General features: G+C 74.7%; 21 protein-coding genes, 1 tRNA gene and 1 pseudogene. 5 read left to right on the forward strand and 18 right to left on the reverse strand.

Annotated elements, in window-relative coordinates; translation table 11 throughout:
• Positions 1-6: 6 nt before the first annotated feature.
• The 11 genes from ACZ516_RS16850 to ACZ516_RS16900 form a co-directional block, all read right to left on the reverse strand.
• The gene (locus ACZ516_RS16850; protein ID WP_361078015.1) at positions 7-1,293 is read right to left on the reverse strand and encodes an extracellular solute-binding protein; all 1,287 of its coding nucleotides are present in this window, start codon (positions 1,291-1,293) and stop codon (positions 7-9) included.
• Complete coding sequence (locus ACZ516_RS16855) at positions 1,290-2,456, reverse strand: hypothetical protein (protein ID WP_361078012.1); 1,167 nt, start codon at positions 2,454-2,456, stop codon at positions 1,290-1,292. Before ACZ516_RS16855 ends, ACZ516_RS16850 begins: the two co-directional genes overlap by 4 nt.
• Positions 2,453-3,934, reverse strand: a complete 1,482-nt coding sequence (locus ACZ516_RS16860; protein WP_469010783.1) for a VWA domain-containing protein — start codon at positions 3,932-3,934, stop codon at positions 2,453-2,455. The genes ACZ516_RS16855 and ACZ516_RS16860 overlap by 4 nt, the downstream gene beginning before the upstream one ends.
• Positions 3,871-6,015 carry a tetratricopeptide repeat protein gene (locus tag ACZ516_RS16865; protein ID WP_469010785.1) on the reverse strand — a complete coding sequence of 715 codons (2,145 nt, stop codon included), beginning with the start codon at positions 6,013-6,015 and terminating at the stop codon, positions 3,871-3,873. The genes ACZ516_RS16860 and ACZ516_RS16865 overlap by 64 nt, the downstream gene beginning before the upstream one ends.
• 254 nt (positions 6,016-6,269) lie before the next feature.
• On the reverse strand, positions 6,270-6,434 hold the full coding sequence (locus ACZ516_RS16870) for a hypothetical protein (RefSeq protein ID WP_469010787.1): 165 nt from the start codon (positions 6,432-6,434) through the stop codon (positions 6,270-6,272).
• Positions 6,431-6,595, reverse strand: a complete 165-nt coding sequence (locus ACZ516_RS16875) for a hypothetical protein (RefSeq protein ID WP_469010789.1) — start codon at positions 6,593-6,595, stop codon at positions 6,431-6,433. Before ACZ516_RS16875 ends, ACZ516_RS16870 begins: the two co-directional genes overlap by 4 nt.
• Positions 6,592-8,397, reverse strand: a complete 1,806-nt coding sequence (locus tag ACZ516_RS16880; RefSeq protein ID WP_469010791.1) for a trypsin-like serine peptidase — start codon at positions 8,395-8,397, stop codon at positions 6,592-6,594. Before ACZ516_RS16880 ends, ACZ516_RS16875 begins: the two co-directional genes overlap by 4 nt.
• 132 nt (positions 8,398-8,529) lie before the next feature.
• Complete coding sequence (locus ACZ516_RS16885; protein WP_469010793.1) at positions 8,530-9,417, reverse strand: MerR family transcriptional regulator; 888 nt, start codon at positions 9,415-9,417, stop codon at positions 8,530-8,532.
• A 74-nt stretch (positions 9,418-9,491) separates the two neighbouring features.
• Positions 9,492-11,435 (reverse strand): transglycosylase domain-containing protein, encoded by a 1,944-nt coding sequence (locus ACZ516_RS16890; RefSeq protein WP_469010795.1) that lies wholly within the window; start codon positions 11,433-11,435, stop codon positions 9,492-9,494.
• A 150-nt stretch (positions 11,436-11,585) separates the two neighbouring features.
• On the reverse strand, positions 11,586-12,266 hold the full coding sequence (gene snpA / locus ACZ516_RS16895; RefSeq protein WP_469010796.1) for a snapalysin: 681 nt from the start codon (positions 12,264-12,266) through the stop codon (positions 11,586-11,588).
• 113 nt (positions 12,267-12,379) lie between these two features.
• Positions 12,380-13,639, reverse strand: coding sequence for an MFS transporter (locus ACZ516_RS16900; RefSeq protein ID WP_469010798.1), 1,260 nt, complete (start codon positions 13,637-13,639; stop codon positions 12,380-12,382).
• Positions 13,640-13,770: 131 nt separating this feature from the next.
• On the opposite strand from ACZ516_RS16900, the gene ACZ516_RS16905 reads away from it, so the two are divergent.
• The gene (locus ACZ516_RS16905) at positions 13,771-14,151 is read left to right on the forward strand and encodes an ANTAR domain-containing protein (protein WP_358589573.1); all 381 of its coding nucleotides are present in this window, start codon (positions 13,771-13,773) and stop codon (positions 14,149-14,151) included.
• A 297-nt stretch (positions 14,152-14,448) separates the two neighbouring features.
• Here ACZ516_RS16905 and ACZ516_RS16910 read toward each other — a convergent pair whose 3' ends face one another.
• The 4 genes and pseudogenes from ACZ516_RS16910 to ACZ516_RS16925 form a co-directional block, all read right to left on the reverse strand.
• On the reverse strand, positions 14,449-14,664 hold the full coding sequence (locus tag ACZ516_RS16910; RefSeq protein ID WP_358584856.1) for a DUF4287 domain-containing protein: 216 nt from the start codon (positions 14,662-14,664) through the stop codon (positions 14,449-14,451).
• Positions 14,665-15,740: 1,076 nt separating this feature from the next.
• Positions 15,741-16,469 (reverse strand): annotated as a pseudogene (locus ACZ516_RS16915) (MerR family transcriptional regulator); the annotation flags it as partial.
• Between the two features lie 611 nt (positions 16,470-17,080).
• A complete protein-coding gene (locus ACZ516_RS16920) occupies positions 17,081-17,764 on the reverse strand; it encodes a HEAT repeat domain-containing protein (RefSeq protein ID WP_469010800.1) in 684 nt (227 codons plus the stop codon).
• Positions 17,765-17,865: 101 nt separating this feature from the next.
• Positions 17,866-18,630 (reverse strand): SDR family oxidoreductase, encoded by a 765-nt coding sequence (locus ACZ516_RS16925; RefSeq protein ID WP_358584862.1) that lies wholly within the window; start codon positions 18,628-18,630, stop codon positions 17,866-17,868.
• 100 nt (positions 18,631-18,730) lie between these two features.
• Here ACZ516_RS16925 and ACZ516_RS16930 point away from each other — a divergent pair, with 100 nt between their 5' ends.
• On the forward strand, positions 18,731-19,579 hold the full coding sequence (locus tag ACZ516_RS16930) for a helix-turn-helix transcriptional regulator (RefSeq protein ID WP_469010802.1): 849 nt from the start codon (positions 18,731-18,733) through the stop codon (positions 19,577-19,579).
• 54 nt (positions 19,580-19,633) lie between these two features.
• Here ACZ516_RS16930 and ACZ516_RS16935 read toward each other — a convergent pair whose 3' ends face one another.
• Positions 19,634-20,314, reverse strand: a complete 681-nt coding sequence (locus ACZ516_RS16935) for an HAD family hydrolase (protein WP_469010804.1) — start codon at positions 20,312-20,314, stop codon at positions 19,634-19,636.
• Between the two features lie 82 nt (positions 20,315-20,396).
• Here ACZ516_RS16935 and ACZ516_RS16940 point away from each other — a divergent pair, with 82 nt between their 5' ends.
• Positions 20,397-21,599, forward strand: a complete 1,203-nt coding sequence (locus tag ACZ516_RS16940; protein WP_469010806.1) for a helix-turn-helix domain-containing protein — start codon at positions 20,397-20,399, stop codon at positions 21,597-21,599.
• 102 nt (positions 21,600-21,701) lie between these two features.
• Positions 21,702-22,190: a hypothetical protein gene (locus ACZ516_RS16945; RefSeq protein ID WP_469010807.1), complete on the forward strand. Its 489-nt coding sequence runs from the start codon at positions 21,702-21,704 to the stop codon at positions 22,188-22,190.
• 615 nt (positions 22,191-22,805) lie between these two features.
• On the opposite strand, the gene ACZ516_RS16950 is transcribed toward ACZ516_RS16945, so the two are convergent.
• Positions 22,806-22,880, reverse strand: a tRNA-Arg gene (locus tag ACZ516_RS16950).
• On the opposite strand from ACZ516_RS16950, the gene ACZ516_RS16955 reads away from it, so the two are divergent.
• Positions 22,856-23,053: a hypothetical protein gene (locus ACZ516_RS16955; protein WP_469010809.1), complete on the forward strand. Its 198-nt coding sequence runs from the start codon at positions 22,856-22,858 to the stop codon at positions 23,051-23,053. The genes ACZ516_RS16950 and ACZ516_RS16955 overlap by 25 nt on opposite strands.
• A 23-nt stretch (positions 23,054-23,076) precedes the next feature.
• Here ACZ516_RS16955 and fes read toward each other — a convergent pair whose 3' ends face one another.
• Entirely contained in the window at positions 23,077-24,375 is a 1,299-nt protein-coding gene (gene fes / locus ACZ516_RS16960) for an enterochelin esterase (RefSeq protein ID WP_469010810.1), read from the reverse strand.
• Positions 24,376-24,403: the final 28 nt, after the last annotated feature.

A 24,403-nucleotide genomic window follows, 5' to 3' on the forward strand; every position in this document is an offset into this window, starting at 1 on the left:
CCCGCCTCAGCCGCCGGGCGGGGCGCAGACCCCCGAGACGGGCAGGGCGCCGGGCCCGGTGTCCGGCACGGCGTCCCGGCGGACGGTGTCCAGCTGGCCCAGCAGCTCGTCCAGGCGCCGCTCCGCGGGGTTCCTGAAGTACTGCAGGACGGCCCGGTGGAAGGCGTCGCGCAGGGCGGGCGGCATCACGTCCGAGGCGTCGAAGCAGAGCGTGCGGGCCTTCTCGGTGAGGATCCGCGCGATGCGCCGCCCGGTCGGGTCGCTCGGCTGGGGGTCGGCGGCGTCGGGGAAGAGCGGCCGCAGCGCGTCCTTCGCCTCGGACCGCCACAGCGAGCGGGCCGTCCGGCCCGACAGGCGTTGGACGAGGGTGCGGGCCGCCGGATTGTCGCCGAAGACGGCCGCCATGTCGCCCGCCACCTCGTAGGCGCCGTCCTGGGCGGACCGGCCGCGCAGGAAGCCCGCGGACGGGTCGACACGCACCGGGTCGTGCGCGTAGACGTACCGGATGAAGGCGCTCTGGTGCTCGTGCGTGCAGCGCGGGCTCATGGAGCCGAGCAGCCCGCGCGGGGCCGCCCCGCCCCCGGCCGCCGGGTCGGCGGTGCCCGCGTACGGCATGGTGAGCGACTGGTCGACGGACTCCTTGGAGCGCTCGCCGAGCAGGGCGGCCCAGGTCGTCCAGGCGTCGCGGACCCGCCGGTCGCGCCAGCCGAGCCGGCCCGTCGCCCACCGGGCGTAGACCTCGGGGCCCGCCCGGTGGAGCAGGATGTCCTCGATCCAGTCGGTGCCCGGCCAGCCGGAGGTGGCCTGCGAGGCGAGGCCCACGCACCACCTCGGCGCCCTGGCCGACTCGCCCGCCCGGCTCCACACCAGGCTCTTCAGGTCGACCTTGAGCGGCACCCAGTAGGTGCGGCGGGTGCCGTCGACGGAGAGCGGCGGCGCCCACGGCGGATAGGCGCGGGCGGCGGCCGCGGCGGGCAGCGGCCTGAGCCGGCCGGCGCGGGCGTACTCGGTCAGCTCGCCGACGCTGTTGAGGATCGCCACGTCGGGCGGGGCGTCCGCCTCCAGCTGCGCGACGAGGGTCTCGCGCAGGGAGCGGGTGCCCTGGTAGGTGTACGTCTGCCCGGTGCCGTCGTCGAGCCTGTTCAGCATCGCCTCGAACGCCTCGCCCTCGTCGCCCGTCCAGGGGCCGAGGACGACGAGCGTCTCGTCGGGGCGTCCGGCGCAGGCCCCGGCGGTCACGGCGAGCAGGCAGGCCGCGAGGAAGACGCGCAGGACGGCGTGGGCGCGGGTCATGCGGCGGCTCCGGAGCGGGAGATGAGGACGTACTCGCGGCGGTAGGCGTGCAGGGTGGCGTAGATCAGGCCCGCGTCGAGCAGCCCGGTGGGCCCCACCCAGGGCGCCACCCCGTCGAGCGCGGCCAGCCGGCCCCGGGCCAGCTCGTGGTCGGCCCGGGCGGCCAGGGAGGAGATGAGGCCGGGGTGCGGGGGGCCCAGGGGCCGCTCGTCGACGGTCGACTCGATCGCCGGTGACGTCGCGTCCGCAAGCCGGCCCGCCGTGGTCACCACCCGCTGCTGCGCGCGGTGGGCGAGCACCGCGTCGGCGGCCAGGAACGGCACGGCGAGCAGCGGCAGCCCGGCCGCGAGCAGCGGTACGCTGACCCGCAGGCGGAAGCGGTGGCGGAGGAAGACCTGGGTGCGCCACAGCCCGGTGGCGAGCAGGACGAGCGCGCAGCCCGCGACGGCGGACGCGGCGAGCACACCGCCGCCGAGGGCCGCCCGCTCGGCGAGCCGGCCGCGCAGGCTCGTCTCCAGCGCGGAGATGCGGTCCACCACGGCGGTCGCGTCGGACCCGGTGCCGGGCTCGCACGGCGGATAGCCGCCGGGGCCCGTGCGGCGGGGCGGCACGGGGGGTGTGCAGAGCATGCTGCGGGCGTACGAGAGGCCGGTGTCCCGCAGGACCGGGTCGCCGACATTGTTCTGCGCGAAGACGATCCAGCTGCCGTAGTCGACGACGAGCCCGGAGACCACGTCCAGCTCCTGGCGCTCGGCGGTGGTCAGGGCGCCGCTGCGGGCCACCTGGTTGAGGCGCTGCGTGGCCCGCGTCGTGCGGGAGAGGTAGCGCCTGCCGATGCCGGACAGCCGTACCGACTCCCCGGCGCGCAGGCTCCTTCCGGCCTCGCGGTCGGCGATGCGCAGGGACATCTCCGCGTCGGCCAGGTCGGCGAGGGCCGGCAGCCGGCTCGCACGCAGCGCCGCCGCGTCCGCGCGGACGTCCGCGTACGCCCAGCCGAGCGAAAGGGACGCGACGACGGCGAGCAGCGGCAGGGCGATCAGGCGCTCGCGCAGGTAGACGCGGTTGCGGGTGTGCGCGTCGAGCGGGGCGGGCCACAAGTGGCGGTGCAGGCGGCGCAGCACGGCGGCGGTGACGAGCCGCGCCGCCCGCCACGACGCGCTCACCGCGGGTCACCGGTGGCGCGGGTCCCGGGCAGGACCGTCATGCTCGACTGGATGCGGGCCGCCTCCACGTCGAAGCGGGTGACGCGGTCCAGAAGACGTACCGTGCCGCGCTCGGCGTCGCTCACGCGCACCAGGCGGCGCAGGTGTTCGCGCATCGCCGTGTCGCCCGTCGCGACGGCGAGCCGCCAGGCCGTGCCGAGCAGCGCCTCGGCCGCCTCCCGCGCGCCCCGCTTCAGCTCGGCGCAGGCCCGCTCGAAGGCACGGTGCAGCTCCTCCTCGTGCCGGTAGTGGGCGACCTGGGGGTCCAGGCGGCTGTAGAGGTCGGCGTCGTCGGTCCAGCGCACCAGGACGGGCCGCGGGTCGGGCAGTTCGACGTCCTGCGGGGGGCCGGCGGTGTCGATCTCCACTTCCGTCAGGAGGAGTTCCCTGCCGAGCTGCGCCGGGTCGTAGGGCGCGCCGACGCGCAGCAGGTAGGCGCGGGTCTCCTCACCGCACGGCCCGAGGGCGTACTCCACGACGGGGCCGCCCGCCCCGCTGCGCACGCCGCTCAGGTCGGTGTGGGCGGGGTCGAGGGCGGCGCGGGTCGGGTGGACCTGCTCGAAGGAGTGCGGGCGCACCCCGGCCCGGTGGCGCAGCCGCAGGCGCAGGCCGGTCACGTCGCGTGCGGCGGCGCGGCCGGTGAGGGCGGCCAGCTCGCCGGGCAGCCGGGTCAGGTCCGCCACGGCCCGGGTCCGCCCACTGAGCGCGCCCGCGATCAGCAGGAGTTCCTCGGTCTGCCAGGCGTCCCCGATGCCCACGACGTCGCAGTCGAAGGCGCCCGCGCACCGCTCGACGCGTTCGCGCAGCTCCGCGGGCGACTCGTAGCCGGGCTCGTTCCTGCCGTCGGTGAGCAGCAGGGCGTGGCGCAGGTGCGTGCCCGGTCCGGCGTCCGGCAGGTGGTCGCGGAAGAGGGTCCTGGCCCGATCCAGCCAGGTGCCCATCGCGGTGCCGCCGCCCGGGGTGCAGTCGTGCAGGGCGGCCTCGGCGGCGGCCCGCGACTCGGTGTGCGCGACGGCGAACCCGGGCCGCCTCGGATAGATCATCGCGGTTCTGTCGCCCCCGGCGACCAGCGCGAACAGCGAGCCGTCGGGGAGCTTGGCGAGGGCGCTCACGGCGGCCGCGCGGGCGGCGGCCAGCCGGCTCGGCGGCAGCACCATGGACGAGGAGTGGTCGATCAGAAGCACCTGCGCGAGCCGGGGCCCGGCCGGCCGGTCCGCCGCGCGGGGCGCGGGGGCGCCGGGCCTGCGCACCGTCACCGTGAGGACCGCGTACATCCGCGCGGGCTCCTCGGCGGCGGACCCGCGCGGGCGCGCCAGCTCCACGACCTGGCTCACCTCCAGGGTGACGCGGGCGCGCGGCCCCGCCCCGGCCCCGGTCATCCGCCCCGCTGCGCGGAGGTGCTGTTCCTGATCCAGGTCCTGATCTTCTTGCCCGGCCATGGGGTGTCCCTGTGGTGTCGTAAGGCGAAGGGGCGTACCGCGTAGGCGCGGTCCAAGAGGAGTTCGGCGAGCGGGACCTCGGCGTCCCGCGGTGGCGCGTCGCGGGCGGCCTGGAGGGCCAGGCCCCGGTAGAAGCGGGACAGGTCCTTGCACAGCCCGCGCTCGTCGCGGGGGAAGTCGAGCAGCGGGTCGGCCCGCTCGGCGATCGCGCGCAGCTCGGCGCCGGTCATCCGCGGGGCGCCCTCGGCGGGGGCGAGCAGACGGTGGGCCACGCCCCACACCTCCGCCTTCATCCGCACCCGGGCCTGCTCGTCGGTCAGGCCGTGCGCGGTGAAGAGCGCGGCGAGGCCGCGCACCGCGGTGCCGAGGCCCGCGGCGTCGCGGGCGTGGTCGGCGCGGACGCGCACGGCGGCGGTGCGGGCCGCGGTGCGGTGCCGGGAGTGCTGGGGCACCGCGTCCAGCGCGGCGATGGCGTCGGCGAGGGCGTCGGGGCCGCCGAGGGCGAGCCGGGCGCGGGCGGCGCCGAAGGCCGCGCTGCCCAGCGAGGGGTTGCGCAGCCGGACGGCCTCGTAGAACGTCAGCGCCTCGTGGGGCCGCCGAAGGTGCTCGGCGCAGTGCCCGAGGGCCAGCTTGGGCGCGTACTCGCCGGGGATCGCGCCGTACACCCGGTCGAAGTGGTCGCGGGCCTCGGCGACCTGGCGGCGGGCGAGCGCGAGCAGCCCGCGGTGCCAGTCGAGCCGCCAGTCGTGCGGGGCCCGCGCGGGGCCGATGGCATCCTCGGCCAGCGCGAGCGCGGTCTCGGCGGCGGACAGGGCCTCGGGGTCAGTCCGCTCCCGGGTGCGCAGCCGCAGCCGGCAGCGCAGCAGATGCACCTCGGGGGAGTCCCGCCAGTCGCCGGTGTGCTGGAGCAGCGCCACGGGGTCGTCGTCGCTGAGCCTGCTCAGCTCGCCGTGGTGGTCGTCGTCGGGGTCGGGGCGCGGCACGGGCAGGCGCCGGGCCACCTCGGGCGGGGCGGGCGGCGGATGGCGGGGCGCGGACGGCGGGGCCGCCCAGCGCGACACCTCGGGGGCGGAGCCGAGGCCGGCGTCCAGGGCGTACGCGGACTGCAGGAAGAGCGGCGACGGCTCGAAGGTCTCCACGCCCGTGCGCAGGGACCGCAACTCCCGGAACACGCCCCGCAGTTGCTCCTCCATCTCCTTGGCGGTGGCGAAGCGGTCGGCGCGCCGGGTGCGGGTGGCGCGGCGCAGGGCGCGGGCGAGGGAGACCTGGCCGAGCCCGCGGTGTCCGGCCGCGGCGTCGTCCAGCGGGTCGAGCGCCGCGAGGTCCGCGAGGTCGTGGCGGCTCGCGCCGAGGCCGCACAGGGTGCGGAGCGTCTCGCCGAGGCTGAACAGGTCGTCCTGCGGCTCGGACTCGCCGTGGTCGCCGACGCTGGGCGCGCGGTACAGGGGCGTGGTGAGGCCGGGCGCGCCCGCGCGGCGCACGCTGCCGACGTCGACGAGCTTGGTGGTGGACCCGTCGTGCATCACGTTGGGCGGCTTCAGGTCGCCGTAGACCTTGCCGCGTCCGGGTGCGTGCAGATACGCGAGCCCGGCCAGGATCCGCACCCCGTAGGCGAGCGCGAACTCCCTGAACCGCGCGTGGCCGAACTCCTCGGGGTGCTCGCGGGCGCGCGCCCGCACCTCTTCGAGGTTGAGGCCGTCGACGTACTGCAGGACCAGGAAGTCCCCGACCCCGGGATGGTGCCCGTAGTTGAACACCCGGATGAAACCGTCGTGGTTGAGCTCGACCAGCTCCCTGCGCTCGCCCTTGAGGAGGCTGTACGAGTCCGTGGCCAGCTCGGCGTGGAGCATCTTGATGGCGACGGCGCGGCCGTCGACCTTCGTGTCGTGGGCCAGGCACACCTCGCCCATCCCGCCGTAGCCGAGCGCCCGCACCAGGCGGTACTGGCCCGCGAGCAGGGTGCCGGGCGGCAGCGGCAGGTCGCCCGGGGCGCCCGGTTCCGCGTCGGCGCTGTCGGCGCGGTCCCGCAGGGCGATCTCGGGCAGGACCGTCGGGTCGGGGTTCTCCGCCGGGAGCGTCACCCGCGCCGGGCGCGCCGAGGGGGCGGCGCCGGCTTTCCGTTGCCGGGACGAGGCGCGCTCGCGGGGGAGGCCCGGGGAGGGGTACGGGGGTGGGGCGGGGCTCGTCTCCGGGCGAGGCGCCGGGGCCGGGGGCCGGGCGGGCTCCGTGGAGTGCCGCCCCGTCGAGGGGTCCACGCGCTCCCCGCTGGCCAGACAGAAACCGGTGGGCGTCACCGTGCCCGAACACCCGGGATGCGGACAGGCCTTGCCGGACATCACGCCCCACCGCCCACCGCGCCCAGGCGCCGTGCCACGCGGGCGAAGGCTTCGACGGCCCGCTCGGCGTCGGCGAGCGGACACGGGCCGGCCATCAGGAGCCGCCGTGCCTCGCGGTGGGGGCGGGTCGTGTCGGGGTGTGGGCAGGTCTGGACGGGCGTCACGTGTCACCGTCCATCTCGGCCAGGCGCCGTGCCACGCGGGCGAAGGCTTCGACGGCCCGTTCCGCGTCGGCGAGCGGACACGGGCCGGCCATCAGGAGCCGCCGTGCCTCGCGGTGGGGGCGGGTCGTGTCGGGGTGTGGGCAGGTCTGGGCGGGCGTCACGTGTCACCGTCCGTCTCGGCCAGGCGCCGTGCCACGCGGGCGAAGGCCTCGACGGCCCGCTCGGCGTCGGCGAGCGGACACGGACCGGCCATCAGCAGCCGCTGCGCCTCGCGGTAGGGGCCGACCGCGTCGGGGTGTTCGGTCAGGCCGCGCCGGGCCAGCCGTGCCAGATGGTCGCGGAGCAGCGCGCGCAGCCGCAGATGCTCGTCGAGCATCTCCCGCAGCTCGCTCTCCACGGCCGCCGCCCGCAACAGATAGGTGTCCACGGCCTGTTCGGCCCGGCTCAGCTTCTCCAGGAGGCCCGGCCCGCCCCGCCCGGTCAGCGGCCGCAGCTCGTCGCTGAGCTGCACGGTCCACAGCGCGGCCCGCGCCGCGTACCCGGTGGCGGCCGGCGGATCCACGACGTGCGGCTCCACCCGGTGGAAGAGGGACCGCGCGCGCCGCTCGGTGTCGGCCAGCTCGTCCACGCGGACGCCGATCCGCCCGAGCCAGCGCGCGGCCCGGTCGGCGGGCAGCAGCCGCTCGGCCATCGCGTAGGGGAACCCGTGGGTGCCGTCGCGCACGACGAGCAGCAGCCGCGCGCCCGCCTCGGCCAGCTCCCGCAGGACGCGGACCGCCGTGGCCGGTTCGGTCGGCGAGCGGTCGGCGTGCAGCACGGCGACGGCGGGCCCGCGGGCCGGGCCGGTGGGCCGCCGCGCCGCGTGCCGCAGCTCGTGCCGCAGCACGGCGAGGGCGTCGCGCACCTCCGGCCGGCCGGGGTCGTCGAGCGCCACGCCCTCCAGGTCCAGGACCAGGGCGATGCTGCCGGCCCGGGGCGCGATCCCGGCGCGGGACAGGAGCGGCGTACCGGTGCCCGGCGGACCGGCGCCCGGGGCCTGCGGTCCGCAGCCGGGCGGCGGGCCCGCGGCCAGGTGCGGCGCCTGCTCCCGGTCGGCCATGTTCAGTACGACGTACAGCGCCTGCCGGGCCCGTTCGTCGTCCTCGGCGATGAAGAGGACCTCGGTGTCCCAGGCGTCCGCGGCGGCCTCCAGCCAGCGGGTGACGGTGCGCTGGAGGCCGTGCGGGCGGGCCGCGCGGGCCGCCTCGCGGGAGACGACGCGGTGGCCGGGCACGGCGTGCGGGCCGCTCACGTACCGCTCGGCGAACCGGCGGAAGTACTTGGCGACCGTGGCCGCCGGGATCATGTACCCGTGCTCGCCGCTCTCGTCGGCCTGCACGACGATCCCGAGCAGCCGGTCGCCGCCCTCCTCCAGCACCCCCGAGCCGCTGAACCCGCCGCGCAGCCCGCCCGCCCCGCCCAGGTCGATCTGCACCCGCTCGTCGCCCTCGCCGCCGGGGCCCCGGCAGACGCCCGTCAGCCACTGCCCGCCCGAGCGGTACTCCGGGAAGCCGTCGATGAGGACCGGCGCGCCCCGGTAGTCGAGCGTGCGGTGCAGCGTGACCGGCGAGGGCACGGGCGCGGGCTCGTCCAGGACCAGCACCGCCAGGTCGCCCTGCGCCTTGCCGAACGCGGGCACCCAGTGCCCGGCCGCCACGGTCGCGGTCCGCTGAGGGGTGCGGGTCAGACCTTGGAGCAGCGGGAACTCCACCCGCACCCGGTCGGGCCGCAGCCCGGTCGCCGGATCGCGCACGACATGGGCGCAGGTCAGCACGTGCTCGCCGCCGAACAGCACCCCCGCGCCGAGCACGTCACCGCTCCCCGAGGCGGCCCACCGCCGCAGCCGCACCCGCCAACTGCCGTGCTCGGGCGGGGTTTCGACCCCCGCGCCCACGGCTCCCCGCGTTCCGTCCCCGTCCCCCATGCTTCCTCAGAATAGGCGCGCGGGAGGGCGATGACGCCTGGGTTGCACGGGAGAGACGGTGCGCGATACCGAACGCCGCCTCCCGGCTCCGGGACCGAGCGCCGCCTCCCCGGCGCCGGGGAGGGGAAGCGCCTACCGGGCGGAGACCGGGAACGCCACGTCGCACACCTCGTCCTCGGGACCGCTGGCGTCCCAGTCGGCGAAGTACACCTCGCGGCACGGCCCGCTCAGGGTCAGGCCCTGCTCGGCGGCCCAGGCCTCCACCGCGTCGAAGGCGGCGATGATCTGCGGATAGGCGACCTGCGCCTTGGTGATCCTGGTGCGGGCGAGCCGGTGCGCGGGCTCGACCCGCACGGTGACACCCGCCGCGCGCCCCTGTGCCGCCGCCCAGGCCCGGGCCGCCTCGGCGTCCCGGACCGGCACGCAGGACTCGGCGGGCCCGTCGCTCTCCTCGCTCACCTCCGCGTGGTAGACGACGTAGTGCGGGGCGGGCATGCCGCCGCACTCCTCCCTGGCCGCCCGCTCCAGCCGCTCCGCGGACGCGGCGATCCAGGCGGGCAGCTCCCCGGCGCTCACATGCCGGGTCTCGCTCAGGACGTGGGTCTCGGCCACGTCCACGGTCCTCACTTCGAATGTCGCGTACAACTCGGCGTTCCTTCCCGAAAGTCGTCCACGGAGGTACCGGGCGAGCGTGCGCTGCACGGCGAAGCGTTCCTCGACCGCGTCCCAGTAGGCGTCGAGCGCGTGCGCCGCCCGCTCCCCGTCCAGCCGCACCGTCTCCGCGATGCCGGCCAGCGGCATGTCGAGCCGGCGCAGCAGCGCGACGGTGCGGGCGTGCTCGATCTGGCCGGCCCGGTAGTAGCGGTAGCCGCTGGCGTCGTCGACGTGTGCCGGTGCCAGCAGTCCGAGCCGGTCGTACAGCCGCAGCGCCTTGGGTGAGAGCCGGGCGCGGGCGGCGAACACGCCGATGGAGAGCAGTTCGTCCTCTGGGTGCGCGGTCACGGTGCCATCCTCCGTCACCGGGCCGGTCGGCCCGATGCCGCAGACTCTGGAGTCTGCCCCTGGGGCAAGGTCAACGGCGGATGCCCGGACGGTCAGCCGCCGCCCGCGTACGCCTGCCAGATCCGGGGCGGCAGCTGGTTGCCGCGCCGCTCCTTGGCCCCGCCGACGCCCGACATCGGCAGCAGCGCCGGCTGCCCGGGGCGGACGCGGAACACGGTCACCGCGGTCGAGAGGTCCTTCGTGTAGCCGGCGAACCACGCCGTCCGCAGCCGGTCCTGGTCGCCCGTACGGCCCGCCGCGACCCCCGGCCCGAGCCCCTCGGCACCCGCGCGCAGGGCGCCGGTGACCTCCGCGGCCACCCCCGCGTCCATCGCGCGGCCCGGCCCCGGCCGCCCCAGACCGGGCAGCGCGGCGCCGTCCTTGACGACCTTGGTCACCGAGTACGGGGCGTGCCGCAGCCCGCCGTTGGCGAAGGTGCCGTACGCGGTGGCCATCCGGATGGCGCTGGGCGTGGACGTGCCGACGGCGAAGGTCGGCTCCAGCGGGGCCATGCTCTGCCGCAGCAGTCCCGCGTCGAGTGCCGTCCGCCGCACCTGCGCCAGGCCGACGTCCTCGCCGAGGCGTACGTAGGTCGCGTTGCCCCCGAAGAGCAGGGCCCTGCCGAGGGTGGGGTGGTCGGGGTCGCGCCGGCCCCGGGAGGGACGCAGGGCGCCGTCGGGGCCGTACCGGCTGTCGGCCAGGTCGCCGGCGGACTGCCCGGACCCGCCCACCCCGTGCTGGAGCGCGGCGGCCAGCACGAACGGCTTGAACGCCGAACCGGCCGGGACGCCTGAGGTGTCCGCGTTGTTGCTGAAGTGTTCGGTGGCGTCGGGACCGCCGTACAGCGCCACCACCGCCCCGTCGGACGGCCGCACGGACGCGGCGCCGACCTGCACGTACCGGTCGGCGGCGCGGGTCTTCGGCGCGAGGTCACGCTCCACGACCCGGCGCACGGCGCGTTCCAGGCGGCGAACCTTGTCCTTGTCGAAGGTGGTGTGGATGCGGTGGCCGCCGCGGGCCAGCTCCTCGTCGGTGAGTCCGGTTCGCTGCCGGACGTATTTGTTGGCGATGTCGACGAGGTAGCCGTTCTGGCCGCCGAGGCCGGTGGAGCGCGACTGCTTGCGTGGTTCGGGGAAGACGCGGTACTTCGCCCGTTCCTTCTTCGTGAGCAGCCCGGTGTCGACCTGCCGGTCCAGGATCCACGCCCAGCGTTCCGTCGCCCGCCGGTGGTTGGCCGCGCCGCCCGCCGGGTCGTACAGCTCCGCGCCCTTCAGCAGCGCGGCGAGCAGGGCCCCCTGGCTGGGGTTCAGCTGCTTGGCCGGGATGCCGTAGTAGGCGTGGGCGGCGGCCTCGATGCCGTAGGCGCCGCGCCCGAACCAACTGGTGTTGAGGTAGCCCTTGAGGATCTCGGCCTTGCTCTTCTTGCGGTCCACCTTCAGCGCGATCACGAACTCCTTGACCTTGCGCGTGACCGTCTGGTCCTGCGAGAGGTAGGTGTTCTTCACGTACTGCTGGGTGATGGTGGAGCCGCCCTGGGTCTCGCCGCCGCCGACCACGCTGACGACGGCCCGGGCCAGGCCGCTGGGGGAGACCCCGGAGTCCTCGTAGAACGTCTCGTTCTCGGCGGCGATCACGGCGTGCACGGCCGAGGGGGCGATCTGGTCCAGCTCCACCAGTTGCCGGTTGATCTCGCCGGTGGTCGCCAGCTGGGTGCCGTCGGCCCAGTAGTAGACGTTGGCCTCGCGGCGGGCCGCCGCGTTCTCGTCGGGGATGTCCACGCTGACGTACACGCACGTGAAGAGCGCGGCGACGGCGAGCACGAACAGGGCGCTCGTGGCCAGCAGTTGACGCCAGGAGGGCAGCCAGCGGCGGGCGCCCGCGCGGCCGGAGCGTGGATAGTCCACCAGGCGCCGACGGGCCGGACCGGCGTCGGCGCCGGGGCCGGGGGTGTTCCGGCCGCGGCGGCGCGTCTTTTTCCCTTGAGCATGAGACCCCATGTCGTGGGAGAGTGCGCCACGCGCGGCCGGGTTGGCCCGGATTCCGCACTTCTCACGGATCGACGGGCCCGCCGGGGTCGCGAATCAGCCGATTCCCGGCGGGGCGGCGGCTCGGCGGATCAACGGCTCTGCGGACCGGCGGGCCGGTGGTCAGCGGATCTTCGTCAGCTCGCCCTCGTCCTTGAGGACGGCGACGCCCAGCGCCCAGATGCTGTCGACCCGCTGGCGTTCCTGGGCGTTGGGCCGCGGGTTGGTGCAGGACGTCCCGGGGCCGCCGCCCGACATCAGCTCGCTGCACGGGCCCGAGTAGTGGTCGGGCAGCCCGAGGACGTGGCCCGTCTCGTGCGCGGTCACGCGCACGGAGTTGTACTGCTGGTTCTGCCGGTAGTCCAGGAAGATGTAGCCGTGCCCCCGCCCGTCGGTGGAGGCGTAGGAGCCTCGTGGGTCGTTGCCCTCGCGGTACTCGAAGTCCGTGCCGCTGCCGGCTTCCTGGAGCTTCACGTTGTTCACGGAGGAGTTCCAGATCTGGGTGCTCTGCGCTATCTGGCCGCGGAAGCTGGGCGCCCGGCGCGTGCTGTAGGTGACGGTGACGGCCTGGATGCCGGGCCTCGCCGCCTGCTTCTTCAGCGCCGACTTCATGACGGCTTCGAAGAACTGCCGGTTGGCGGCCTGGCTCTCGCCGCCGTGCGAGGAGGGGGCGTACGACGATGTCCGGAACGCGGAGGGGGCCTGGTCGGCGGCCGGGGCCGGGGCCGCGAACGCCGTGGGGGCGGTCAGGCCGGCCACGAGGGCCGCGGTGCCGAGGGCCGCGAGGACTCTGGTTCTGTTCATGTGGGGTGTGTCCCTTCCGGGATGGAGGCCTGCGGGTGCGGCCTCCGGTCGGGACGAGTATCGGGAGCGCGGGACGCACTGCCCCGATGCCATTCGGGGATAGTGCGGGAGCATCAACTGCCGTCTGTAAGGGGGCCGTTGAGTCGCCGGACGCGGTGGATGTCGCGTACGCACAGGTTGAGGGCGGTGGCCGCCACGATGATCGCCGCGCACACCACGAGCACGGACCGGTCGCTGAACGCGTGCGAGAACAGCGCGACGACAAGGTAGCCGACGGGGACGGCGAGCCGCTCGCCGACCTGGTTGAAGGCGCTCATCCGCCCCAACTCCTCATCGGGCACCTGCTGTTGGAAGGCCGTGACCCAGGTGACGCCCGCGACGTCCAGGCACACGCCGGCGAGCGCGGCGCACAGCAGCAGCCAGGACGGCGCCAGGTCGGCCGCCAGGGCCACGAGGGGCAGCGCGAGCCCCGAACTGGCCGTCACCGCCACGACGAGCAGCCGGCGCGGCTTCCACCGCAGGCACACGAGCGCGCCCGCGAGCAGCCCGAAGGAGAACGCGCCCTGGACCAGTCCCCAGGTGCGGGCGCCCGCGTAGTGCTCCTCGGCGACCACCGGGCCCAGCAGCTGGTAGCCCGCGAGAAAGGCGGCGACCAGGACGGTCCCGGCGGCCGTGTACGTCCACAGCCACGTCCGCGACCAGAACCCCGTCCAGCCCGCCCGCAGATCCGCGAGGGCGCCGCCGCGGACGGCGGGGGCGCCGAGCCGCAGCCCGAGCAGCAGCAGGGCGGCGGCGACGAAGGTGAGCGCGTCGAGACCGAGCGCCCACGCCGGGCCGCCGACGGCGACGAGCAGACCGCCGGCGACCGGCCCCACCACCTTGACGGCGTTGGTGGGCAGCCGCAGCAGGGCGTTGGCCCGCTGGAGCTGCCCGGGCGCGACGAGCCGCGTGAGGACGCCCTGCGCGGCGGGCGCGGTCAGGGCCACCGCGACACCGGAGACGAAGCCGCAGGCCGCGATCCGGGCCGTGTCCGCGTGCCCGGTGGCCACCAGCAGGGCCAGTACGCCCTGCGCGGCCGCCGCGAGGAGGTTGCCGCCGCACAGCAGCCGGCTGCGCGAGACCCGGTCGGCGAGGACGCCGCCGGCGAGCAGGAAGACCACGGTGGGCACGGTGTTCGCGGCGAGCACGACACCGAGCGCTCCGGCCCCGCCGCCCGCGCCGATCACCGCGTACGCGAGGGCGAGCGGTGCCATCGCGGAGCCCGTGGCGGAGACGAGCTGGGCGAGCAGGAAACGGCGGAACGCGGGCACGCGCAGGGGCGATCGGGAGGCCGTGGGCGGTGTCGGTCCTGCCGTGGTGCCCGTGGCGCGCATGCCGTCCCCCGCTCCCCGTGGTCCCGGTGGTCCCGGTGATGGGGCGGCCGGGACGCCCGCCCGGCGGGAAGCATAGGCTCCGACGAATACGCCGTGGCATTCTGGCGCTGGCTGCTACCCCCGGAGGCGATGTGACGTCATCAGACAGAGATCCGGAGCGACGACCACCGGTCGAGCCGCAGGACGCGGTGGCGCGGGACGCGGCGGCGCAGGGCGAGAAGGTCATCGCGCTGCAACGCAAGGTCAGCCAGCTGGAGCAGGCGGTGGAGTCCCACGCCACGATCGACCAGGCGATCGGCATCGTCGTCGCGATGGGCCGGCTGACCCCGGACCAGGGGTGGACGGTGCTGCGGGAGACCTCGCAGCACACCAACATCAAACTGAGCCGGGTGGCGGACCTGATCGTGGCCTGGGGCTGCGCCGGTGACCTGCCCGAAGACGTCCGCAAGGCGCTGGACGAGAGCTTGGCCCGCGCCCGGTCGACGTCGGAGTGCGCGGGGCCTACGGCGTAGGCGGCGCGTCCGCGCGGCGGCGCTTGTGCTTGGAGCGGCGCTTGTGTGTGGGGCGGCGGTTGTGTGTAGGGCGGCGCCTGTGGCCTGTGGACTTGTGGGGCCGGCGGCGTCTTCGGGGCCGACGGCGTCAGCGGAACCGGCGGTCGCGGTGCGGCCGACGGCAGGAGAGGCAGCTCTCCACGCTGCTTTTCCAACGAGGAGAGCCTGGCGCAGGACACTCCCGGGCGCCCCCTGCGCGTGGCGGTGCGGGTACCCGTACCCGCACCGCCAAACCGCCCGGACCGGCCGATGCCCCCCTCACGCCTCCCGTGCCTCGGCGAGGGTGTGGGCGACGAGGGCGTTGGCGTGGCCGTGGCCGATGCCGTGCTCGGTCTTGAGCCAGGCCACCAGCTCCATGTGCCGGGTCAGCGGCGAGTCCCGCACCAGCTGCTTCCACTCCTCGACGGGCCGCCCGTACTTCTTCTCGATCGAGGGGAAGTAGCTGGCGGGGCCCTTCACTGCGGCGTCGCTCACGGCGGTTCCTTTCTGGCGGTGGGTGCGGTCATGGGTAAGACGCCGGACAGGACCGTTACTCATCGCCTGCGGGCAGCACATTGGCGTGATCTGCGTCACGGAATCGCTTCCGTAAGGGATCCTGGGCGGTTGCCTCGGGGAGGGCGCCCAGCATCCGCCCCTCAGGGCTGTGGGGCGCGAGCCCGAAGGGAACGGAACGCAGGCGAATCCGGCCGCGCGGCGACCTCGCCCGGCTCCGACCGGCCGTGCCGCCTCGCGGTCCCCACCCCGGCAGGGGGTGGTGGTCACCCCGGGGCGCGCCTGCCGAGGAGGTAGGTCGCGGTGAGGGAAACCGCGCGGTCCTCGTCGTGCGCCAGCGCGGCGAGGGTGCGTGACGCGGTGGGTCCGGGGATGTCCGCGAGCGCCTGCGTCAGACGCCGCCGCGCGCCGGGGGAGTCGGCGGCGCGGCCGAGGCGATCGACGAACAGGACGGCGATCCGCTCCGCCCACTCGGCCCCCCGCCCCGCGAGCACGCCCAACACGTCGGCCGCGTCCACGTCGTTCACCTCCGCCACGACCATGTCGAGCAGAGTGCCGACGAGGGGAACGACGAGCGGGTCGGGGAGCGGATCGGGATGCGGGTCGAGGGGAGGGGCGGTGCGTGGGTCGGGGCGGGGGCGTGGTTCGGCGTACGGGTCAGGGTTGGTGGGAGTGGCGGGGGGCGGGGTGGTGCGCGGGCCGGTGTCGGTGAGCGTGTGTGCACGGGGGCCGGCGTACGGGTCAGGGGCGCTGGGCGGGGTGGTGCGCGGGTCGGTGTCGGTGTCGGTGAATGTGGGTGTACGTGGGTCGGCGTGCGGGGCAGGGGTGGTGGGCGTGGCGGGGAGCGGGGTGGTGCGTGGGCCGGTGTCGGTGTCGGTAAGTGTGTCTGTACGGGGGGCGGCGTACGGGTCGGGGGCAGTGGGCGGGGTGGTGCGCGGGTCGGTGTCGGTGAGCGTGTGTGTACGGGGGTCGGCGTACGGGTCAGGGGTGGTGGGCGTGGGGGGTGGCGGGTCGGCGTGAGGGCCCGTAGCCGTTCCGGGGTGTGGCCCGGTGGGCGGCGGGGGCGGGGCGGCCGCTTGCCGTGTGCCGAGGGCCAGGGCCGCGTATCTGCGGACCACGACGTCCGGGTGGGCGAGGGCGTCTCCCAGCAGCCTGGCCGCCTCGGCGTCCGGGATCTCGGCGAGGCTCTGGACGGCCCGCTTGCGTACGTCGGCGTCCGCCGAGCCGAGCCCCTCCGCCAGCAGCTCCCACCCGTTGCCGCCCGCACGCGCCAAGGCCCACCGCAGGGTCCCGGCAACCACCGGGTCCGCCTCCCGCAGCGCGGCCTCCACCAGCGCTTCCACGGGGGCCTCTTGGCCCGCGGCCGGCTGCCCCGAGGACAGGGCCGCGCGCTGGCGCCTCCCCGCGCTCTTGGACCCCAATGCCTGGAGCAGCGCGACGACGTGGAGCACGTCCTCCCAGTCGTGGGGCCCGGCGGCACCGACCCGGCTGAGCCGGGTGAGCAGCTCCGTCTCCCGCGCGATGCGGTCCCGCGTCTGTTGGACGAGGTCGTCGACGAGCGCCGAGGGCGTGAAGCCGGGGTCCTCGAGGGCCCGCCCGATCTCCCGCAGCGAGAGCCCCAACGACCGCAGGCTCTCGATGTGGAAGATCCGCCGGATGTCCTCCCCGGAGTACTCCCGGTAGCCGCCGACGGTACGCCCCGTGGGCCGCACGAGTCCGAGCGACTCGTAATGCCGGAGCATGCGGGCGCTGACGCCGGACCGCCGAGCCACCTCACCGATCAACACCGCACCCCACGCCCTCTCTCCCCGCACCCCGCACACCCCTCCGGCCCCCTCCGACGGTATCCCCCGTTACCCACAACCGGCCGCCCCCGCCGGCCCACTCTCCCGACCCGCCTCTCCCTTCCGTCCGGACCGCCACCCCAGGCCACCCAACGGGCCAAGGACCCCGCCTCGTCAGCCACACCCGCCGGACCGATCCCCCCCGCCAAGTCCGCCACCGCGCCGAGCCACCCCCGCTGGGCCGAGCCCCCGCCAAGTCCGCCACCTCGCGGGCCAAACGCCCCGCCACGCCAGCTGCCCCGCCGGGCCAATCCCCGCCAAGTCCGGCACCGCGCCGAGCCAGCCCCCCCCGCGAGCCAGCCCCCCCCCGGCGAGTCGGCCCCCCGTGAGTCGGCCACCACCCCTAGAGCTGGCCACCCCACCGGAGCAGCCGCCCCTACCGGGGCAGCCGCCCCCACCGGGGCAGCCGCCCCCACCAGGTCAGCTGTTCTCGCCGAACGGCCGCCCCCCGGCCGGGCCGAACCCCCGGGCCAAGTCGGGGCCCCAGCGGGTCACCTCACCCCCGCCGAGCCGGCCCCCGGCCGAATGCCGCCCGCACGGAGTTGCCCGCCGAGTCAGCCACCCCCACCGAGCCGGCCATCGGCGGCGACCCGTTCCTCCCCGCCGAGGGCCACAACGCGCTTGGCCTCCTCCACGGCGTACTCGAATCCCATCTCCGGGTCCCGCAGCAACTGTTCCGTGGCGAGCGCGTGGGCCCGTACGTGCGGGTCGGCGCCCCTTGCCGCGACCCGCAGGGGCGTCGAGACCACCTCGCCGAGCGCCACGAGCGCCCGGCTGAGACTGCGCCGGGTCTCACGTCCGCCGCGCCCCAGCTGTGTCACCAGTACGGCGGCCAGCTCGGCCGCTTCCCCTTCCGGGGCCAGTGCGACGGCCGCCCGCCAGGCGGTCCGCGCCACCTCGTCGTCGGCGTCGCACAGAACCGCCCGCGTGATGGCCGGCCACGCGCGCCCGTCCCCGATCTTGGACAGCGTGTGCAGCGCCTGCGCACGCGCCTGCGCGCACTCCGAGCCGACCTCACCGATCAACGCCGGGACGGTCACGGCCGCCGGATGCCGGGTGAGCGCCCACGTGAGCATCTCGCGTACGGAGAAGTCGGGTTCAACGGCGCACCGCTCGACGAGCCGGTCGACGAACCGGGGATCGGGCGTCGTCCCGATCGCCAGCGCGGCCCGCAGCCGCACGGACGAGCGGCCGTCCTCCAGCGCCCGGCCCAGGATGGCCGTGTCATTCGTGATCATGAGGACCACCTCCGCGCCCCAGCCAAGAGGTTGTCACGGTGTCAGGGTCAAGCCGCCCTACCCCTCCGCCCGGCCCTCACATGGCCGCCGGTCCGGACCCGTCACTTCCCGTGCGGGTCGGTGCTGTTGAGCGCGGCGACGACCTCGTCGTAGTCGCCGCGGGCCTCGCCGTAGCGCAGGAACTTCACGCGCTCGACCTGGATCTCCTTCGCGTCGGGCCGGGACTCCAAGAGGGCGACCGTCTCGGCGATGTACTCGTCGAGCGGCATGGCCGACTCGTTGTCCTCGTGGCCCGGCATGAGGGCGGTGCGGACGGCCGGCGGTTCGAGTTCCACGACCTTCACCGAGGTGTCGGCGAGCTGGAGCCGGATCGACTCGCTGAGCATGTGGATCGCGGCCTTGGAGGCGTTGTAGCTGGGCGTCGCCTTCAGCGGCGCGAAGGCGAGGCCCGATGAGACGGTCATGATCGTGGCGTCCGGCCGCGTACGGAGGTGCTCGATGAACGCGGCGATGAGGCGGATGGGCCCGAGGACGTTCGTCGTGACGGTGGACTCGGCAGAGGCGAGGAAGGACGCGGGCTCGTGCCAGTCCTCGACCCGCATCACGCCGGCCATGGTGATGAGGACGTTGAGGTCGGGGTGGTCGGCGAGGACCTGCCGGGCGGCCGACGCGATGCTCGCGGGGTCCGTGGTGTCGATCCGCACGGTGTCGACGCCGGGGTGCTCGGCGGCGATCCGCTCCAGGGCCTCGGCGCGCCGGCCGCCGACGATCACGGTGTTGCCCCTGGCCTTCAGCTCCAGGGCGAGGGCGAGGCCGATGCCGCTGGTGGAGCCGGGGATGAAGACGGTGTTTCCGGAGATGTTCATGGGTCCACTGTGGCCAGCCGGCCGCGGCGGGGGCAGGGACCACTCATCGGGGGACCGGCGATCCCTGGCTCGCCCCGGGCCGGCGGGCGATACTCGGGCCATGGACCGTGCAGCCCTGGCCGACTTCCTGCGCCGCCGCCGCGAGGAGCTCCAGCCGCAGGACGTCGGGCTCCCCGCCGGTGCGCGCCGGCGGACCCGGGGCCTGCGACGGGAGGAGGTCGCGTCCCTCGCCCTGATGTCGACCGACTACTACACCCGCCTCGAACAGCGGCGCGGCCCGCAGCCGAGCGAGCAGATGCTGGGGTCGCTGGCCCGGGCGCTGCGGCTGACCGGCGACGAGTGCCGGTACCTGTACCGGGTCGCGGGGCACAACGCGCCGACCACGGCGTCGTCCGCGCCGCATGTCGCGCCGGCGCTGCTGCGGGTCCTCGACCGCCTCGACGACACCCCGGCGCTCATCCTGTCCGAGCTGGGCGAGACGCTCGTACAGAACAGGATGGCCGCCGCGCTGCTGGGCGACGCGTCGGGCTACACGGGAGCCGACCGCAGCATGATCCACCGCTGGTTCACCGACCCCGGGGAGCGGTCGCGCTACCCCGAGGCCGACCGGGGCCGGCAGAGCCGGGCGCTGGTCGCGAGCCTGCGCGCCGCGTACGGGCTGCGCGGCCCGCGCTCCCGGGCCGGCGACCTCGCGCGGAGCCTGCGGAAGCTGAGCGCGGAGTTCGCGGAGCTGTGGGACCGGCACGAGGTCGCCCAGCGCTTCGAGGACCACAAGACACTGATCCACCCGGAACTGGGCCCCATCGAACTGGACTGCCAGGCCCTGTTCACCGAGGACCAGTCCCAGACCCTCCTGGTCCTCACGGCCCCACCCCGCACAGAGGCCCACGAAAAGCTGCAACTGCTGGCCGTCCTGGGCCTGGACCGGTTCACGGGGGCGGAGCGCTAGGCCTGACGGCCGCCCCGGGTCTTCCCTCCTTTTTGGCGGAAGGGAGCCCTTTCGTCAGGTACGAGCCATGGACCGGATGACCGTGATCACATGATCTGTGTCCGCTAGATCTTCCAGTACTGCATCAGCGCCAGCGCCGCGCAGCTCGGCCGCTGAACTCTTCCCCGTGGCTACGGCGACCAGCCGCACACCCGCCTCCAGTCCCGCCGCGACGTCCGCAGGGGTATCACCGAGAAACACCGCGGCCTCGGCCCGAATCGAGGATCGTGCCAGCGCCGCACGCAGCAGCTCGGGGCGCTCCTCCCCATCCTCGCCGTAAGCCCCCTCGTCGAGTCGCATGTAGTCATCAAGGCCGAAGACCGCGAGCTTCACCTCGGCGGCCCCGCGCACATTGCCCGTCACCACGGTCTGCCGCATGCCCTGCTTCGCGAGGCGAGCGAGGACAGCGGCGGCCCCGGGCAACGCGTGCCCGCGCTCGCGCAACTCGGCGGCCCGCCGGACATGTGCGCCGCCGAGAGCACTGGCGAAGGACTCGAACAGCTCATCGCTGTAGGGGAGGTCGTGCAGGCGCGCGGTCTCCCGCAGGATGACGCGCTCCGTCGACCCGGTGACGGACGCCTGTTCTCTCAGCTCGACCCCGGTCACCTCCTCGAAGGCCTGGGCCCACAGTTCACGCCCCAGGCCGCCCGTGGCCATCAGCGTATGGTCGATGTCCCACAGCACCAGCTCCGTCACGGCGCCCCCTCTCTCGCTGCATTCCTGTGTCCCCGCGTAGCGGGCACCCTACGCTCAGGCAGAGCGAGCAAGGAGCGGGCGCATGGTGGCGTCAGACCTTCCCATCGGGGACCGGATCAGGCATTACCGCGGAGGGAGACGGCAAGACGCGGTAGCCGGGCTAGTGGGCATTTCTCCCGATTACCTGTCCCAGATCGAGCGCGGTCTGAAGGTTCCGTCGGTGCCCATCTTGTACGCGCTGGCTCAGGAGTTGGGGGTTCCCACCGCTGCCCTGTTGTCGGAGCAGCCGCCGGAAGAGGAAGAGCTGACGGACACGGCGGAGGACGCGGTCGGCCGTGCGCTCCTCGGCTACGGTCCAGCCCTCAGCCGTACGCCCGCCACAGCGGCCGAGCTGAGGGGCCGGGTCGAGGCCGCCTGGCATTCCTGGCAAACCGCAGGGGACCGATTCACCCAAGCGGCCGAGACGCTGCCGGAACTGGTCGCCGATGTAGAGCACGCCGCGCGTGCCGCTCGAACCGGACCCGATCCGGTCGAGGGGCGCAGCACTCTCCGGGCAGCCGCAGACCTGTACTGCCTGCTCCGCTCCTACCTGCGCCGTACCGGCCGCGTCGACCTTGCCACCATCGCGGCAGATCGGGCGATGCGAGCTGCCGAGGACGCCGATGACCCACTGCGCATCGCAGCCGCCCAGTGGAACCTCGGACACGTCCTGCTCGCTGCTGGCCAACCGGCAGAGGCTGAGGAACTCGCGCTGCGGGCGGCAGAAGACGTAGTCAACGCGCGGATGCGAGAGGTCGAGCGAACAGCGATGCGAGGCGCTCTCCAGCTCGTGGCTGTCGTCGGCGCCTCTCGCCGGCGTCGCTGGTGGGAAGCGCGCGAGCGACTCGTCCAGCACGCAGGGCCCGCGGCCCGCGCGGTGCCCGACGACAGCAACATCGGGTGGACGGTTTTCGGGCCGACGAATCTCGCACTGCACGCTCTGTCCATCGAGATGGAAGCGGGTGAGACCAGCGAGGCGCTTCACACGGCGGATGCCATCGACGTCAGCGGACTACCTTCGCTGGAAAGGGAGTTCACCTTCGGCCTGGAGGTGGCGGCCTGCCACAGCCAGCGTCGGGACGATGCGGCCGCGCTGCTGGCCCTCCTCGGGCTGGAGGCCAGCGCCCCTGAGGATCTCGCTCGGACGCCGCTCGCTCGGCAGCTGGTGCTGACAGTGATCCGACGGGCACGGGCGATGCACGCCCGGCAGGCGGAGCAGCTGGCAGTGCGGATCGGACTCATGTAGCTGACGAGCTTGTGGTCCACCCGAACTATCAGCTCGGGTGAGCCCGGCAGAGGCCCCTACGGTCACCGGTGTGAGGCAAGCCACCAGACTGCGAGGGCTCCGATGATCGCGCGACAAGACGTGGACCAGATCGCGACATGGCTCGCCTGTGCTCAACAGGCACCCGAGCAGGCCCGACGCGAATGGGCGGACACCGGCGTGGCCTTGCTGCCGCTCGGCCAGCGGTTCGAGGCCGCCCGCCTGCCCGCGCGGCTCGTCCTCGCGGCGGTGGACACGTACGATCCGCTGGAGATCACCGAACGCCTCACCCGGTTCCTCAACGGCCCCGTCTTCTTCGACGGTCGGGCGATGGGCGGCACCTTCTACGCCCTGATGCAGCCCCACCGCGCGGGCCAGGTCTGGAAGTACCAGGACGTCGCCCCGCGCCTCGGCGCGAACACCTACCTCGGCGTACCGAGGATGGAGCGCGTGAAGCCGCCCGGCACGCACTGGGTGGCGCCCCCGCGGTTCCCGGGCGACCTGTGCGAAGCCGCCACCGTCGAGGCCCTCATCGGCTTCGGACTCAGCATCACCCAGGAGGCCGAGCTGTGAGCGCGCCACCGAGTGGTCGGGTCACCTGGATCTACGGTCCGGAAGCGGCCGCGTACCTGCTGGAGGGGCGTATTCGTGCCCACCAGGCCGACTGCCCCGGTTGCGGCCCCGGGAAGTGCGAGGAGCGGGCCCGCTTGTGTCGCGCCCTGCGCGGCGTGCCGTCGTTGTTGAAGCGCTACGAGCCCAGCGAAGAGGACTGCCGATGACCGAGGCCACACGGTTCTGCTGGCGTTGCGACGCGCCGATCACCAAGGAGCGGCCCGGCACGTCCGTGCCGAAGGAGTCCCTTTCGGCTGGCGGGGCGGTCGGCTGGTGGCACATGAATTGCCCTCAGCTGCCCACCTTCGGGCGGTGCACGCCCCGGCAGACGCCCGCCGTGACCCGCCCATCGTCGACCCCCTGGGCGGGGCCCGCCCGCTGAGGCTTCAGAAGCGCGTTTTCCGGCCGCCACCTGCGGAAACGCGACGATCGCTTGGACGATATTTGGACGGTGACCTTCGGTAGTGAGGTATAGCGAGGTATAGCGAGGACGTCTGAGGGTGTAGCCAGAGTGCGCACAACAAAGGCCCAGGACCGGAGACTTGCTCCGTGACCTGGGCCTTAGCCCTGCTGACCTGGTGCCCCCGGCAGGATTCGAACCTGCGACACCCGCTTTAGGAGAGCGGGTGTCGCTCGCAGCGCCACGAAGCCCCCCCCGCCGACGACCACGGCTCGGCGTACCGCGCATCGAGCGCAGGAAGCCGCCCGGCACCTGCTGGGTGTCGCCCCCGCGCTTCGAGGGTGACCTGTGCGAGCCCGCCGCCGTCGCGGCCCTCGTCGCCCATGCGGTCAGCGCCGGTGGCGAGGGGGAGCAGGCGCAGTGACCGCTCCGGCTCCGCGGCGGGCGTCAGTCGGACAGCAGGACGGTCAGCCCCGTCGCCAAGCCTCCGCGCCAGCACGCGTAGTCGTGGCCTCCGTTGAACTCCTCGTACGTCACCTCGTAGCCCCGCGCCCGCAGGACGTTGCGCAGGCGGCGGTTCTCCGGGAGGAGCATCCACTCCTGGGCGCCGACCTCCAGGTGGAGGCGGACCGGGCGGTGCGGGGCGCGGGCATAGGCGCGGGTGAGCCATTCCGGGCCGCAGCCGTCGGGCGCGTTCTCGTCGGGCCACCAGAACGAGCCCGACTGGGAGAGCGCGGCGCCGAAGCGGTCCGGGCGCCGGTGCGCCGCGTACGCCGCCGTGAGGCCGCCCGCGCTCTGACCTGCGATGACCGTGCGCTCGGGGGGCGCCGTGGCCCCGTACGTGTCCGCCGCCCAGGGCAGCAGGACGTCCGCCAGCCAGTCCACGAAGGCGCCGCTGCAGCTCAGGTCCTCCATGCGGCGGCCCATCGTGTGGACGAGCAGCGCGGCCGTGGGGGGCAGGGCCCCGTCGGCGTGCAGGGCGTCGAACGTGTCGCCGATGCCGAGCACCGGGCCCCACATCTCGCCGTCCAGGAGTACGGCCACCGCCCGGACCGGCTCCCGCGGCACGTGCACGGTGACCCGTCTGCCGTCCACCTCGGCCTCGGCGGACCGCCCGGCCGCCCTCGCCCGACGGCCCACGTACGGCTGGGGCGGCGCGTCGGGCAGGGACATCACGGAGGCGGGGTGCCGGCCGTCGCGGGCGGGCAGGCGCGGGGCGCCGTCGAGCGGGTCGGGGACGGCCTCCGCGAGGACCCGCAGCCACGCCTCGCGGTCGGTGCGCAGGGTCTCGCGCCGGGGGCCGTGACCGACGTAGAACTGGTAGGACGCCCGGTGGTCGGACCGCAGCCGGTGGCTGAGCGCCCAGACGTCCGTGCCGGGCAGGCGCTCCATCAGGTGCGGGGTGAGGTCGCCCGCGTGCCGGTCCTTGTCCGTGACGGTGTGCAGCAGCGTGAGGACATCCGTGGCGGGGCGCGCGGGATCGTCCCGCCACAGGAACGTGACGAGGCGGTACGCCGGGTCGCCCGCGGGGTCGGCCTCGACCAGGGGCGTGCCGCCGGCCTCGATCCGGTTCCAGAAGTCCCGTTCGGCGCCCGGCACTTCGGCTCGTACGGCGTGCAGGAGTGTCCGCAGCAGCGGGCTTCGCACTGGGGTGGCCTCTCTCGGGTCGGGGGTGGCCGTGGGCGCGGCCGGGGATGTCGTACGCGGGTTCGGTGTTGCTGTCGTATGCGCGTCAGCGGGTGTCATACGCGCGTCTGTGGCTGCGTACGCGCGT

Source organism: Streptomyces sp. NPDC034037, from assembly GCF_055575715.1.